A 14,965-nucleotide genomic window follows, 5' to 3' on the forward strand; every position below is an offset into this window, starting at 1 on the left:
CCGGGTCAAGCCCGGCGACGACGTGGAGAGAGCGGAGGCCGGGTCAAGCCCGGCGACGACGTGGAGAGAATGTGCCGCGCGATCACGTCACCAAATGCATCCCCGCATCCATGCGCACGACTTCGCCGGTCATGTTGCTGGAGGCCGGCATCGCCAGGAAACAGACGAGCTGCGCGATGTCTTCCGCCGATGACGCGACCTTCAGCGGCACCTTCGCCACGACGCTGTCGCGCACCTGCTTGGCGCCCGCCTCGCCGCGGCCCTTGGTGAACCAGGGTGTATCGATATAGCCCGGGCATACCGTGTTGACGCGGATCAGCGGCGCCAGCGCGCGCGACAGCGACAGCGTCATGGTGTTGAGCGCGCCCTTGCTCGCGGCGTATGCGATCGACGATCCGACGCCGCTGATGCCGGCGACCGAGGAGATGTTGACCACGGCGGACGGCCGCCCAGAAGCTTTGGCGCCGGCCTCGAGCAGGCTGCGCGCCGCGCGCACCATCTGGAACGGGCCGATGGTGTTGACGCCGTACAGGCGCTGGAAATCTTCCGCCGACAATCCGTCGAGATCGGCATGGACGACATGCTTGGTGGTGCCGGCATTGTTGACGAGCACGTCGAGCCGGCCCCAGCCGCCAGCTGCCGCGACGATCTTGCGGCAATCGTCATCGTTCGAGACGTCGCCCTGCGCGACCAGAACTTCCGGTGAGCCCGCCTTGCGGCAATGCTCCGCGGTCGCCTCCGCTTCCTTCTGGCTCGAGGAATAGTTGATGACGAGCCGCGCCCCGCTCCGTGCGAGAATTTCCGCGGTCGCAGCGCCCAGGCCGGAGGCGGACCCCGTCACGATTGCGCACAAACTGTCCTTTGCCATCCGGATTTCCTTCCCCTTGATTGAGTATCGACGTTCTGTTTAGCGAGTTTGCCGCGCCCTGCAAATCGAGCAAACTCCGCTAAGCGGAATTAGCTCATCGCCCATGCCCGCGCCGCAGGTTGACCTGCGATCAGCGCTTGTCAGGGCCATGGCTTTTTTGGATCATCGGGCGCAAGAAGAACCTGCGCGCCCGCCCCACTGGGGCCGGATGCGCCAATGGCAAAACACGGGGAACGCTGTGGCGGAGAGTGACAATATCGTCGTCGAGACCGCGGAGAAAATCTTCGCCGATCTCGCCGATCCGCAGACCGTCAACAACGACAAGAAGGATTCGTGGCAGGCGCCGCTGTGGCAGGCGCTGAGCGAGGCCGGCCTGCCGCTGGCCTGGGTGCCCGACGATCTCGGCGGCTCCGGCGCGAGTCTGGCCGACGGCTTTGCGCTGCTGAACGCGGCCGGCCGTTTCGCAGTCGCGGTTCCCCTGGCCGAGACCATGCTGGCCGGCTGGCTGCTGGCGCAGGCGAAGATCGCTTCCCCGGAGGGGGAGATGACGGTGCTGCCGGCGTCGCCCAAGGATCGCATCACCCGCGATGCCGATGGTGCGCTCTCCGGCCGCGCCCGCGGCGTGCCCTTCGCAAAGGCGGCAAAGCACTTCGCGGTGCTGGCCCACGGCAAGGACGGAGTCGCGGTCGCGCTGGTGGATGCGAGCAAGGGCCGGATCGAGACCGGACTCAATGTCGGCTATGACCACAGCGACACCGTCACGCTCGACAAGGTCCAGCCCCTCACCATCAAGCCCGCGCCGAGCGGCTTTGACCAGACCACAATGATGCTGATGGGCGGCGTCGCGCGCAGCCTTCAGATCGCGGGCGCGCTGGAATCGATGCTCGACATCTCCGTGCGCTATTCCAACGAGCGCGTCGCCTTCGAGAAGAAGATCTCCAAATTCCAGGCGGTGCAGCACAATCTCGCCCGCCTCGCCGGCGAGTCGGCTGCTGCGCTTGCGGCTGCGACTTCCGCGGCCGACGCCATCGCCAACGCAAAGTCGTTCGATGACGCGGTCTATCTCGAAGCCGCCTCCGCAAAGATCCGCTGCGCGGAAGCTGCGGAAAAGGGCGGCGCCATTGCGCACCAGGTCCATGGCGCGATCGGCTTCACCCTGGAGCACATCCTGCACCGCTATTCGCTGCGGGCGCTTGCCTGGCGCGACGATTTCGGTTCGGAAAGCCACTGGGCCGTCGAGCTCGGCAAGCTCATTGCCAACCGCGGCGCCGACGAATTGTGGCCGCTCGTGGCTTCGCGCTGATCAGGGACGAGACAACAATGACCGCTGCCCTCCGTTTCGATCCGATCCGCCTGCCCGAGAAATGCGAGCAATTGCGCAAGGAAGTACGCGCCTTCCTCGCGGAGGAAATCGCCGCCGGTACCTTCGATCCGCACAAGCCCAACCGCGAAGACACCGACGCGCCGGAATTCTCCCGCCGGGTCGGCGCCAAGGGTTGGCTCGGCATGACATGGCCGAAAAAATATGGCGGCCAGGAGCGCTCGTTCCTCGAACGTTACGTGGTGACGGAGGAGATGCGCGTCGCCAACGCGCCGACGCGGCGCTTCTTCGTCGCCGACCGCCAGAGCGGACCGGTGCTGATCAAATACGCGCCTGAGCACATCAAAATGGACATCCTGCCGCGCATCTGCCGCGGCGAGATCTGCTTCGCGATCGGCATGAGCGAACCGAACTCCGGCTCGGACCTGTTTGCCGCGAAGACCCGCGCGACCAAGACCGACGGCGGCTATCTCATCAATGGCACCAAGATCTGGACCTCGTCGGCGCATATCGCCGACTACATGATCGCGATCTTCCGGACGTCGCAGCCGACCAAGGAAAACCGACGTCACGGCCTGACCCAGTTCCTGGTCAAGATGAAGCAGCCGGGCATCCAGGTGAACCCGATCGGCCAGATCACCGGCCAGTACGAGTTCAACGAGGTCGTGTTCACCGATTTCTTCGTGCCTGACGATCATGTGCTCGGCGAAGTGGACGGCGCCTGGAAGCAGGCGACCAGCGAGCTCGCTTATGAGCGTTCGGGCCCCGAGCGCTTCCTGGAGACCTATTACGTGCTGACCGAGCTGGTTCGCGCCGTTGGTCCCAATCCGGATACCCGCAGCGCCGAAGGCATCGGCCGGCTGGTGGCGCAGCTCCACACCATGCGGCGCATGTCGGTCTCGGTCGCGGGCATGCTGCAAGCCGGCAAGGAGCCGGTCGTCGAAGCCTCCATCGTCAAGGACATCGGCACGGTGTGGGAACAGCAGCTGCCGCACCGCGTGCGCGATCTCGCCGCCTTCGTCGAGGAGACCGCGACCAACCGCGAGACGCTGGAGCGGCAGCTCGACTTCGCCATCAAAACCGCGCCGAAACTCACCATCCAGGGCGGCACCACCGAGGTGCTGCGCGGCATCATCGCCCGCGGGCTTGGCTTGCGCTAATCATTCGAGGACATCATGAGCACCTATAAAGATATCGGCGTCGAAACAGTTGGTCACGTCGGCACCATCGAGATCCGCCGCCCGCCGCTCAACTTCTTCGACATTTCGCTGATCAACCAGATCGCGGACGCACTCGACGAGTTCGATCGCGACATCGAGATTCGCGCCTCGGTGCTATCGGCCCAGGGCAAGGCGTTTTGCGCCGGCGCCAATTTCCAGGACCCGGCACGACAGGCGCAAGAGGCGCGCGAAGCCGATAAGACGGCCAAGGGCGATCCGGCCGACAGCCTCGGGGCGATCAATCATCTCTACATCCAGGCCGTGCGCATCTTCCGCGCCAAGAAGCCGATCGTCGCGGCCGTGCAGGGCGCCGCCATCGGCGGCGGACTGGGCCTCGCGGTCTCGGCGGACTTCCGGGTCACCTGCCCCGAAGCGCGCTTCTCCGCGAACTTTACAAAGCTCGGCTTTCATCCCGGCTTCGGCCTGACTGTGACGCTGCCCGAGCTGATCGGAAAGAACAACGCCGAGCTGATGTTCTACACCAGCCGCCGCGTCACCGGTGAAGAGGCCTTCAAATGGGGCCTCGCCAACGAGCTGGTGCCGCAGGACCAGGTCAAGGCGGCCGCACTGAAGCTCGCCGGTGAAATCGCCGAATGCTCCCCGCTCGGCCTCGTCTCCACCCGCGCCACGATGCGCGCTGGCCTCGCCGATCGCGTGATGGCCGCGACCAATCACGAGCTCGAGGAGCAGACCCGACTGCGCGCCACGGAAGACTTCAAGGAAGGCGTGAAGGCCACGGAAGAGCGGCGGGTCGCGAATTTCAGGGGGCGGTAGGTCCTTTCTTCCTTCTCCCCTTATGGGAGAAGGTGGCGCGAAGCGCCGGATGAGGGGTTGTCTCCGCAAGCCATTCTCTTGCGCTTGTGGAGAGAGACCCCTCACCCGTCTCGCCGCTTCGCGGCGAGCCACCCTCTCCCACAAGGGGAGAGGGATGATCTCCGCCCCACCACCAGCGCGTCCACGATCGTCACGCCCTGCCCTTCCGCGTGCACCAGCATCGGGTTGAGCTCGATCTCCGCGATCTCCTCTGCATGTTGCGCGGCAAGCACGGAAATGTCCGCGATCAACTGCGACACCGCCGCAACATCCGCCATCGCCGCCCCGCGAAATCCCGTCAGCAGCGGCGCGGCTTTCAAGCGCGCCAGCATCGTGCCGGCTTCTTCTGCGCTGACCGGCGCCGGGCGGTAGACGACGTCGCGGAACAATTCGGTCGTGATGCCGCCAAGGCCCACCATCACCATCGGCCCGAACGTCGCGTCTGTCATGGTGCCGATGATGATCTCGACACCCTGCTTCGCCATCGGGCAGACCAGCACGCCCTGAATGGCCGCCTCAGGCCTGTGCTGGCGCACATTGTTGAGCAGCGCCTCGAACGCCAGAAACGCTTCGCCCTTTGTGGTGATATTGACGCGCACGCCGCCGACCTCGCTCTTGTGCGCGATGTCCGGCGACTGGATCTTCAGCACCAGCGGAAAGCCGACGCGGGCGACGGCATCATCGAGCTCGCCCTTGTCCTTCACCAGCACTTCATCCGGCAGCGCGATGCCGGCGGCGCGGAGCAATGTCTTGCTGTCGGCTTCCGAGAGCGCAGGCGATTTCAGCTGTGCTGAGATGTCCCGCGCGGGGACTTGCGCCCCGTCCGCGGGCCTCTGCAGCTCGAAGGTGGCATAATCGACGAGCTGCCGCATCGCGACGCCGACATAAGTGAGGCCGGAGAGCACCACGACGCCGGATTTGGCAAGCTCGCGCCGCGCGAAATCGGACGGTACCGTGTAGGAATAGAACACCACCGGCTTGTGCTGCGCGGCCAGCACCGGCGTCAGCTCGGCTTCCTTGAAGGGCTTCCGGACGTCGCTCGACAGCGACAGCACGATCAGGATTGCGTCGATCTCGTCCGACGCGGTGAGCACATCGACGCTCTTTTGCAAGCCGCCCGAGGTCACGCCCTGCGCCGTGACGTCGATCGGGTTGCGCGCGGTGCCGTAGGACGGCATCAGCGCGCTGATCTCCGCCTGGACTTTTTCGGAGAGCTCCGGCACCTGCAAGCCTTGCAGCGCCACGGCATCGGCGCCCCAGATGCCGGCGCCGCCGGAGACGGTGACCACGGCGACGCGATCGCCTTTCGGCAACGGATTGCTCGCAAGCACAGCTGCGATCGTCAGCGCCTCGTCGAGATCGTTGGAGACGATGAAGCCATATTTGGCGAACACCGCGTCGTAGGCCGCCGACCATCCGGCCATGCTCGCGGTGTGCGAGGCGGCCGCGCGCATCCCGGCGCCGGAGCGGCCGACCTTCGTGACGATGACAGGCTTTTTCAGTTCGGCGGCGCGCCGCGCTGCCGCGAGAAACTTGTCGACGTCGCGAATGCCTTCGATGAACAGCAGGATCACGTCCGTTGAAGCGTCCTGCACCATGTAATCCAGAAACTCGCCGGCCCCGAGATCGGATTCGTTGCCGGCACTGACGACATAGCTCACGGCAATGCCGAGCGCACTGGCGCGGTGATAATACGCAAAGCCGATGCCGCCGCTCTGCGCCACGATGCCGATCCGCTTCGTCGTGGCGACCAGCGGCACCACGCTCGGCTTGACGTCCACGGCGGGACTGAACGTCGCCGCCACGCGCTGCTTCTGGCTGAAAAAGCCTTCGGCATTCGGACCGGAAATCCGCATGCCGGTGCGCCTCGCCAGCGCCGCGATCGCGTCCTGCATCGCCGCGCTCTCCCCGCCCTCCTCGGCGAAGCCGGAGGAGATGATAACAGCGTTCTTCACGCCGGCGGCGGCGCATTGTTCGAGCGCGGCGAGCACCGCGCGGGCGGGGATGAGGATGATTGCGAGATCGACCGGCGCGCCGATGTCGGTGATCGATTTGTAGCAAATGAGGCCGTCGATCTCGGCGTAGTTCGGGTTCACCGGATAGATTTTTCCGGGATACTCGTTCTTGCGCAACATCGACAGCAGGCGCCCCGGAATCTTCTCGTGATCGCGCGAAGCACCGATCAGCGCGATGCTGGCGGGTGCAAAGAAGCTGTCGAGCGGATGCGGCATGTGCAGATTCCAATTGTCGGTCTGGCGCTACCCCCGTCATGGCCGGGCCTGTCTCGCCTGCGCGGCCGAAGCCGCTTCGGCCGCGCAGGCGGGACAGGCCTGGGCATGACGACACAACGAGAACTAGCGCAAGTGGTCAAGCAGCGAGCCGAAATGTCACGCCGCTCAGCAGAAACTCATTGCCCGCCACCGCGAGCCCCTTGGCCTTGGCGGCATGCAGCACCTGGGCCACATCTGTCACCTGAAACTCCAGCGCGCTCATGATTTCGCTGGCGCCCTTCACGAACCGGAAGGTCGCGTTGGTCAGCTTCAGTTCGACATCGCCACTCGGCGCCACGCCGATGAGCTTGCCCCAATGCTCGGCCAGCCCTTGCGGGTCCGGGCTCTGTATTTCCACGCTCGTCAACGCCTGCGTCACGTCCTTGCGGATGAATTTATGCCAGTCTGGCCCCGCTGGCGGATAAGGCCCCAAAATGTCGTCGCTGCCTTCGGTGTGGTTGAACTCGATGAAGGCGGCGCGACAGTCGCGGGGATGGAGCTGCACGCTGTGATAGGGCGCGTGGTCGATCACGTTGGCGGTGCGCACGCCCAGAGCGTTGGCGTTACGGCCGCGCTCGTCGGGATCGTTGCAGCAGAAGATCGCCATGTAGCCGCCGCGGCCGCCGCTCTTCTCGATGAAGCGGCCGGCCGTGGTGCCCTCCTTGAACGGCGCGACCACCTCCAGCAGGATCGTGTCGACCGGCAGCAGCGCGTTCTCCAGGCCGTATTTCGCGACGTTGCCGTCGCGGTAGCAGACAGCGAGGCCCATGATGTCAGCGATATCCGCGATCACGGGCGCGAGCTGCGGCGCGACCAGGCAGATCTGCCGCAACCGCATATAGGGCGCCATCGTCATGCGCCCTTGAAGGTCGGCTTGCGCTTCTCGACGAACGCCTTTGCGGCCTCCTTGTGATCCTCGGTATCGCTGCAGCGGGTGTGATGGATCGCCTCGCCGTCGAAGCAATCCTCCAGCGCGAGATGCTCGGCATTGTTGATGTTGCGCTTGATGAAGCCAAGCGCGATCGACGGGCCCTGCGCCAGCGACAGTGCGAGCTCGTGCGCGGCCGTATCGATCTCGGCGTCGGGGACAACCTTGGTCACCATGCCGATCGCATGTGCTTCCTTCGCGGTCAGCACCGGCGAGGTCAGATAGAGCTCGCGCGCCCGCGCACTGCCGAGCAGCTGGGTGAGGAAATAGGTGCCGCCGTAATCGCCGGAGAAGCCGACTTTTGCGAAGGCGGTGGTGATCTTGCAGGATTCGGAAGCGACGCGGAGGTCGCACGACAGCGCCATCGACAGACCCGCGCCGGCCGCAGCACCATCGAGCTGTGCCACCACGGGCTTTGGCATCTGGTGCAGGATACGCGACACTTCCATGCCGCGGCGCAGGTTCGCCATCTTCACTTCGAACGGCAGCGGCGCCCGGCCCTCGGCCATCGACTTGACGTCGCCGCCGACGCAGAAACTGCCGCCCGCGCCCTTGAACAAGACCGCGCGCACCTTCGGATCATCCGCCGCGCGCCGTGCCGCCACGACCAGCCCGGCGACCATGTCCGGGTTGAGCGCGTTCTTCCGCTCGGGCCGGTTCATGGTGATGGTGAGCAGCCCGCCTTCGAGCTTCTGCAGGACCATGTCGTTGCTCATGGGGCTCTCCTTGTTGTTGTTTGGCTCGGTCTATCGATGTTCGTCATTGCGATCGTAGCGAAGCAATCCAGAAACGTTTCCGCGGAGACAGCCTGGATTGCTTCGTCGCTTCGTTCCTCGCAATGACGGTGTTTATTTCTTCACCAGCGGGCAGCGCGACTGCTCCAGCGACTGGAACGCCTCGCTGCCGGGCACGGTGGCGAGCAGCTTGTAGTCGTCCCAGCGGCCCTTGGATTCCGACGGCTTCTTGACCTCGAACAGGTACATGTCGTGCAGCATGCGGCCGTCCTCGCGGATCTTGCCGTTCTTGGCGAAGAAGTCGTTGATCGGCGTCTCCTTCATCACTTTCATCACCGTCGCGGCGTCCGTCGTGCCGGCGGCCTTCACGGCCTTCAGGTAGTGCGTCACGGACGAATAAACGCCCGCCTGCGCGGAGGTCGGCGGCCGCTTCATACGCTCCTGGAAGCGCTTCGAGAACGCGCGGGTGTCATCGTTGAGATCCCAGTAGAAGGCTTCCGCCAGCAACAGGCCCTGCGCGGTCTCGAGTCCGATGGAGTCGATATCGGTCACGAAGGCGAGCAGCGGCGAGACCTTCTGGCCGCCCTTGGTGATGCCGAACTCGGCCGCCTGCTTGATGGCGTTGACGGTGTCGCCGCCGGCATTCGCAAGCCCGATCACCTTGGCTTTCGAGGCTTGGGCCTGGAGCAGGAACGACGAGAAATCCGACGTGTTGAGCGGATGGCGCACGCTGCCGAGCACCTTGCCGCCGGTCTTGGTCACGACGGCGCTGGTGTCCTTTTCCAGATCCTGGCCGAAGGCGTAGTCGGCGGTGAGGAAGTACCAAGTGTCGAGGCCCGACTTCACGGCCGCAAGGCCGGTCACATTGGCCTGACCGTAGGTGTCGAACACGTAGTGAATGGTATAGGGACCGCAGGCCTCGTTGGTGAGGCGGATCGAGCCCGGGCCGTTGAACATGATGATCTTGTTGCGCGCTTTCGCGATCTCGCCGGCGGCGAGCGCCGTCGCGGAGGCCGCGACGTCATAGATCATTTCGACGCCCTGATTGTCGAGCATGTCGCGGACGATATTGGCGGAGAGATCGGCCTTGTTCTGATGGTCGGCAGCCAGCACCTGGATCTTGCGGCCGAGCACCTCACCGCCAAAGTCCTCCACGGCCATCTTGGCCGCGGTCTCGCTGCCGGGGCCGGTGATGTCGGCATAAAGGCTCGACATGTCGAGGATGCCGCCGATCTTCAGTGGCGGCTTGTCCTGGGCCTGCACGGCGCTCGCGCTCAGCGCCAACGCAGCGGCAAAAATGCCCGACAAAACATGCTTCATCGAAAAGACCTCCCTTATCGCGCCGTACTCTGATGGCGGCTTGGTTATTGCTGTTACCGCAATCATGCCGCATGCGCGACAGCGCAGCAAGCGCACGGGACGATGCAGATGAACGATCAACACGCGCTTTCCGCAAAGCGGAATGACGAGATGCGGAAGAGTGCCTCCGCCGTCATTGCGAGCGCAGCGAAGCAATCCAGGATCTTTCCTCGGAGGGACTCTGGATTGCTTCCCTGCGCTCGCAATGACGGAGTATGAACAAACAGTCTTCGCGCCCCACCGCGCTTGAGTTATGGTTGGAGCGCAACGCAACCTTTCCGGGCAACGTGACGCGACTGCTTCATCTCATCGTCGCATGTCTCCTGGTCGCGGCACGCGGTGCGTCCGCCACGCCGTGCCAGTTCGAGTCCCAGGGCGAAGGCCGCGTCACCGCGATCGATGCGCGCAGTCTGCGTCTCGATGACGGCCGGGAAATCCGCTTGACCGGCATCGAGCCGACCGCAAACACGAAGCAGGCGCTGACGACGCTGCTCGTCGGTCGCGACGTTATTTTGCGCAGCGCCGACGACACGCCCGACCGCTATGGCCGTCAGGGCGCGCTGGTCTTTGTCGGCGAGAGCGACATCTCCGTGCAGGCGACGCTCCTCGCCCAGGGCGAGGCCATCGTCTCGGCCGAGATCGCCGATAAGGACTGCGCGGCCGCCCTGATGGCGGCGGAGGCCGAGGCGAGGCGCCAAAAAAAGGGCAGCTGGGCTGACCTGTCGGCCATAAAAAACGCGGAAAGTCCGGACGATATTTTGGCGGGGATCGGGCGTTTTGTGGTGGTCGAGGGCAAAGTCCTGTCGGTCCGGCAAGCTGGGGCAATGACCTACCTCAACTTCGGACGAAACTGGACACGCGGCTTCGCCGTGACTATTTCAAAGCGCATGATACCCGCGTTCGAAAGCGCCGGGATCACCCTTAAGTCTCTGGAAAATAAGCGTATTCGTGTCCGGGGCTGGGCTGAGGGGAATACGGGGCCGCGTATCGATGTACGCCTCGTGGGACAAATCGAGTTGCTGGGCGCAAACGAGCCGACAGGGGTAAGGCCCTAAAAAGGGCCAGGCACGGGTTAAGCGACGTGAATGGGGTGCTAGGACGGCACGGACGAGGTGAACGCCGCCGCCTGCGGGCAGCGCCGGCTGCGCTATGCCTCGTGCTGGGTTCAGCCCTCGCCGGTTGCGGCGATATGGGCCGGTTCCAGACCGCGGCGGCGCCCCCGACCGTCGCAATGCCCAAGCCGAAGCCGGCCGTCGCGCAGACCCCCGCCACCGAAAAGGAGCACGAGCGCATCCTGGCGAGCTACGGCGGCACATATGACGACCCCAGGCTCGAATCGCTCGTCACCAAGACCGTCGACCGCCTGGTCGCAGCGTCCGACCGCCCCGATCAGGGTTACAGGGTCACGATCCTCAATTCCGGCGCGGTGAACGCCTTCGCGCTGCCGAACGGCCAGCTCTATGTCACGCGCGGTCTTCTTGCGCTGGCGAGCGATACGTCGGAATTGTCCTCCGTGCTCAGCCACGAGATGGCGCATGTGCTGTCCAAGCACGCCGCGATGCGCGAGGACCAGGCCCGCCAGGCCGCGATCGTCACCCGCGTCGTCACCGACATGAGCAACGATCCCGATCTCACCGCGCTGGCGCTCGCCAAGACCAAGCTGACCATGGCGAGCTTTTCGCGCAATCAGGAGTTCGAGGCCGACGGCGTCGGCGTCGGCATCTCCGCCAAGGCCCATTTCGATCCTTATGGTGCTGCACGCTTTCTCTCGGCGATGGAGCGCAATGCCGAGCTGAAGGTCGGCAAGACCTCGCTCGATCCGCGGGCGCAGGATTTCACCTCGTCGCATCCGGCAACGCCCGAGCGCGTGCAGAACGCGCAGACCATCGCGCGGCAATACGCAGCGCCAGAGGGCGGCGAACGCGACCGCGAGACCTATCTCGCCGCGATCGACAATCTCGTCTACGGCGAAGACCCCAGCGAAGGTTTTGTCCGTGGCCGGCGCTTCCTGCATCCGAAGCTCGGTTTCACCTTCCAGGCGCCGGACAATTTTACGCTCGACAACACCGCGCAGGCCGTGATCGGCGTGCGCGACGGCGGCTCGCAGGCGATGCGCTTCGACGTCGTGCGGGTGCCGGCCGAACAGTCGCTGGGCGATTACCTGAATTCCGGCTGGATGGAGGGCGTCGAGAAGGCCTCCACCGAGGACATCACCATCAACGGTTTTCCGGCTGCGTCCGCCACCGCCAAGGGCGACCAGTGGCAGTTCAAGGTCTATGCGCTGCGCTTCGGCAGCGACGTCTACCGCTTCATCTTCGCGGCACGGCAGAAGTCGACCGAGAGCGAGCGCAATGCGCGCGAGACCGTCGGTTCATTCCGCCGCCTGACGCTCGACGAGATCCAGGCCGCGCGCCCGCTGCGCATCAAGGTCATCACCGTACAGCCTGGCGACACCGTGGAATCGCTCTCCCACCGCATGGCCGGCGTCGACCACCCGGCCGAGCGTTTTCGCGTGCTCAACGGGCTCGATCGCAACGCGCAGGTGAAGGTGCGCGATCGTGTGAAGGTCGTGGCGGATTGACGCGCGGTGGTTCCGCAAACTCCGCTGTCGTCCCGGCGTCGGCCGGGACCCATAACCCCAGGGAGCAATTTGGCGGGCGCTGGTCGTTCGGGATTAAGAACACCCGCGTTCGATAGATCACGCGGTATGGGTCCCGGCCCCCGTGCGCAATTGCGCACTAGGCCGGGACGACATTCGCTTGTAGCTGCAGCTCACGCCCTAACCGCCCGCGTCCATATCGCCGGCCTCGCGCTGGCCGCTGAGCCAGAGCGCGAGCAAGGTCCAGAACGCGCCTGATAGCAGGTACGCACCCGAGGCGATGACGCCGAGATTGGTCGCCAGCAACAGAGCGACCAGCGGTGCAAAGCCTGCGCCGAACAGCCAGGCCATGTCGGAGGTCAGCGCCGAGGCCGTGTAGCGATACGCCTGCTTGAAGTTCGAGGCGATCGCACCCGAGGACTGGCCGAACGAGAGGCCGAGCAGGATGAAGCCGATCACCATGTAGATGGTCTCGCCGAACGCGCCGGCATCGAGCAGCTGCGGGGCAAAGCCGCTGTAGATCGCGATCGCGATCGCCGATCCCATCAGCAGCGACTTGCGGCCGACGCGATCGGCGATGACGCCGGAGAGCACGATCGCGCCGACGCCGAACACGGCGGCGACGATCTCGATGATCAGGAAGCGCACCGGGCTTTCGCGGGTGAACAGGAACACCCAGGACAGCGGAAACACCGTGACCATGTGGAACAGCGCGAAGCTCGCCAGCGGCGCAAACGCACCGAGCATGATGTTCTGGCCTTCGCGCGCCACGGTCTCGGAGATGCGCGAGGGTTGCAATTCGCGGGTCTCGAACAGCGAGGCATATTCTTCCGTCGTCACCATGCGCAGGCGCGCGAACAGCGCCACGACGTTGATGGCGAAGGCGACGAAGAACGGATAGCGCCAGCCCCAATCGAAGAAATCGTCGGCCGACAGATTCCCGGCGAAATAGGCGAACAGCCCGCTCGCCACGATCAGACCAAGCGGCGCACCAAGCTGCGGCACCATCGCGTACCAGCCGCGCTTTGAAGGCGGCGCGTTCAGCGCCAGCAGCGAGGCCATGCCGTCCCAGGCGCCGCCCCAGGCCAGACCCTGTGCGATGCGCGCCAGCGCCAGCAGCCAGATCGCGGCAGCGCCGATCTCGTGATAGCCGGGCAGGAACGCGATCGCGACGGTGGCGGTGCCGAGCAGGAATAGCGCCGAGATCAGCTTGGCCGTCTTGCCGTACCCGCGGTCGACCGTCATGAAAATGACGGTGCCAATCGGCCGGGCCATGAAGGCCAGCGCGAAGATCATGAAGGAATAGAGGGTGCCGGTCAGTTCGCTCGTGAACGGGAACACCAGGCGCGGGAACACGATCACCGAGGCGATCGCGAAGACGAAGAAGTCGAAGAATTCCGAGGTGCGGCCGATGATGACGCCGATAGCGATCTCGCCGGGACTGGCCTGATCGTGGCCGTGCTCGCCCGAGTGGTCTGCCATTGCGGGGGTCTGTGCCATCGCCATTCGCGCGCCCTTAACGTCCTGAAAACCAAAGCCAACCGCCCGGCGAGGCGCCAGGCAATCTAGCCCTGTCTGGCGCAACATCCCGCACTGCAACATTGGACAAATTGTCCAATGTCCGGATTGCTGCGCCGCAGCTACCCCTTGGCCCCGCAAAGGAAACTCATTCTCATAAGGCTCGGCCCGTGTCCCGTTTCAAGATTCTGGCGCTGCTACCGCTGGCGGTTGCGCTCGGCGGCTGCAACTACGTCGTGCTGGCGCCGGCCGGCGATATCGCGGCCCAACAGCGCGACCTCGTCATCATCTCCACCGTGCTGATGCTCCTGATTGTCCTCCCCGTGATGGCGCTGACGGTGCTGTTCGCCTGGCGCTACCGCCAGTCCAACACCGACGCCCGCTACGAGCCGGATTGGGACCACTCGACCAGCCTCGAGCTGGTGATCTGGTCGGCGCCGCTCTTGATCATCGTTTGCCTGGGCGCGCTGACCTGGATGGGCACGCATCTGCTCGACCCCTATCGCACGCTCGGCCGCATCCATGCCGACCGCGCCGTGGACCAATCCAAGGCCCCACTCGAGGTCGACGTCGTCGCGCTCGACTGGAAGTGGCTCTTTATCTATCCGGACTACGGCGTCGCCACCGTCAACGATCTGGCAGCTCCGGTCGATCGTCCGATCAAATTCCGCATCACCGCGTCCTCGGTGATGAACTCGTTCTACATCCCCGCGCTGGCCGGCCAGATCTACGCGATGCCTGGCATGGAGACCAAGCTCCACGCCGTCGTGAACCACGCCGGCACCTACCGGGGCTTTTCGGCGAACTACAGCGGCGCCGGCTTCTCCGGCATGCACTTCAACTTCCAGGGCCTCGACGACAAGGGCTTTGACGCCTGGATCGCCAGCGCCAAGTCCGGCGGCGGCTCGCTCGGCCGCGCCGAATATCTCCAGCTCGAAAAACCCAGCCAGAACGAGCCGGTGCGGCGCTACGGCACCGTCGATTCCGATCTCTACCGCCTGATCCTCAACATGTGCGTCGAGACCGGCAAGATGTGCCAGAGCGAGATGATGGCGATCGACGCCAAGGGCGGCCTCGGCCATGAGGGCCTGAACAACACCCTGCCGCTGGCCTACGACAAGTACGCCCGCCGCGGCACGGCGCTTGGGCCGGAGCCGACCTTCGTCGCCGGCACCTGCACGCCCGATGCGCCGCAGGGCAGGACCACCGCTTCCATCACGGCACCTGTCGACACCGCGCCGCTGCTCGGCGCCGGCCTGAAGCGGCCGAGTTTCACGCCGCTGAAGTCCTCGTCCTTCTTCCTCGGACAACGTCCGAAGTCAGATTCGTAAAGAG

Annotated in this window: 12 protein-coding genes; 6 read left to right on the forward strand and 6 right to left on the reverse strand. The window is 64.9% G+C overall.

Features of this window, described 5'->3' with window-relative positions:
• Positions 1 to 82: 82 nt before the first annotated feature.
• Positions 83 to 868 (reverse strand): SDR family NAD(P)-dependent oxidoreductase, encoded by a 786-nt coding sequence (locus AC0L3B_RS18400; protein ID WP_473380861.1) that lies wholly within the window; start codon positions 866 to 868, stop codon positions 83 to 85.
• Positions 869 to 1,106: 238 nt separating this feature from the next.
• Here AC0L3B_RS18400 and AC0L3B_RS18405 point away from each other — a divergent pair, with 238 nt between their 5' ends.
• Genes AC0L3B_RS18405 through AC0L3B_RS18415 form a run of 3 tightly spaced genes read left to right on the forward strand, consistent with a single transcriptional unit; the run spans position 1,107 to position 4,183 of the window.
• The gene (locus tag AC0L3B_RS18405; RefSeq protein WP_026232431.1) at positions 1,107 to 2,171 is read left to right on the forward strand and encodes an acyl-CoA dehydrogenase family protein; all 1,065 of its coding nucleotides are present in this window, start codon (positions 1,107 to 1,109) and stop codon (positions 2,169 to 2,171) included.
• Between the two features lie 17 nt (positions 2,172 to 2,188).
• Positions 2,189 to 3,349: an acyl-CoA dehydrogenase family protein gene (locus tag AC0L3B_RS18410; protein ID WP_008133127.1), complete on the forward strand. Its 1,161-nt coding sequence runs from the start codon at positions 2,189 to 2,191 to the stop codon at positions 3,347 to 3,349.
• Between the two features lie 15 nt (positions 3,350 to 3,364).
• The gene (locus tag AC0L3B_RS18415) at positions 3,365 to 4,183 is read left to right on the forward strand and encodes an enoyl-CoA hydratase/isomerase family protein (protein ID WP_204512777.1); all 819 of its coding nucleotides are present in this window, start codon (positions 3,365 to 3,367) and stop codon (positions 4,181 to 4,183) included.
• A gap of 101 nt (positions 4,184 to 4,284) precedes the next feature.
• Here the strand turns inward: AC0L3B_RS18415 and AC0L3B_RS18420 are convergent, their stop codons facing one another.
• From AC0L3B_RS18420 to AC0L3B_RS18435, 4 genes are all read right to left on the reverse strand, one after another.
• Positions 4,285 to 6,453, reverse strand: a complete 2,169-nt coding sequence (locus AC0L3B_RS18420; protein WP_473380862.1) for an acetate--CoA ligase family protein — start codon at positions 6,451 to 6,453, stop codon at positions 4,285 to 4,287.
• A gap of 136 nt (positions 6,454 to 6,589) precedes the next feature.
• Positions 6,590 to 7,342 carry a VOC family protein gene (locus tag AC0L3B_RS18425; protein ID WP_473380863.1) on the reverse strand — a complete coding sequence of 251 codons (753 nt, stop codon included), beginning with the start codon at positions 7,340 to 7,342 and terminating at the stop codon, positions 6,590 to 6,592.
• A gap of 2 nt (positions 7,343 to 7,344) precedes the next feature.
• Entirely contained in the window at positions 7,345 to 8,136 is a 792-nt protein-coding gene (locus AC0L3B_RS18430) for an enoyl-CoA hydratase (protein WP_473380864.1), read from the reverse strand.
• Positions 8,137 to 8,268: 132 nt separating this feature from the next.
• On the reverse strand, positions 8,269 to 9,474 hold the full coding sequence (locus AC0L3B_RS18435) for an ABC transporter substrate-binding protein (protein WP_473380865.1): 1,206 nt from the start codon (positions 9,472 to 9,474) through the stop codon (positions 8,269 to 8,271).
• 254 nt (positions 9,475 to 9,728) lie between these two features.
• Here AC0L3B_RS18435 and AC0L3B_RS18440 point away from each other — a divergent pair, with 254 nt between their 5' ends.
• Both AC0L3B_RS18440 and AC0L3B_RS18445 read left to right on the forward strand, forming a co-directional pair.
• A complete protein-coding gene (locus AC0L3B_RS18440; protein ID WP_473380866.1) occupies positions 9,729 to 10,568 on the forward strand; it encodes a thermonuclease family protein in 840 nt (279 codons plus the stop codon).
• A gap of 134 nt (positions 10,569 to 10,702) precedes the next feature.
• The gene (locus AC0L3B_RS18445) at positions 10,703 to 12,094 is read left to right on the forward strand and encodes a M48 family metalloprotease (RefSeq protein WP_018452960.1); all 1,392 of its coding nucleotides are present in this window, start codon (positions 10,703 to 10,705) and stop codon (positions 12,092 to 12,094) included.
• Between the two features lie 198 nt (positions 12,095 to 12,292).
• Here AC0L3B_RS18445 and AC0L3B_RS18450 read toward each other — a convergent pair whose 3' ends face one another.
• Positions 12,293 to 13,618 carry an MFS transporter gene (locus AC0L3B_RS18450; RefSeq protein WP_473380867.1) on the reverse strand — a complete coding sequence of 442 codons (1,326 nt, stop codon included), beginning with the start codon at positions 13,616 to 13,618 and terminating at the stop codon, positions 12,293 to 12,295.
• Positions 13,619 to 13,800: 182 nt separating this feature from the next.
• On the opposite strand from AC0L3B_RS18450, the gene cyoA reads away from it, so the two are divergent.
• On the forward strand, positions 13,801 to 14,961 hold the full coding sequence (gene cyoA, locus AC0L3B_RS18455; protein WP_473380868.1) for a ubiquinol oxidase subunit II: 1,161 nt from the start codon (positions 13,801 to 13,803) through the stop codon (positions 14,959 to 14,961).
• Positions 14,962 to 14,965 lie beyond the last annotated feature (4 nt).

This window comes from Bradyrhizobium sp. Kon56 (genome assembly GCF_055807635.1).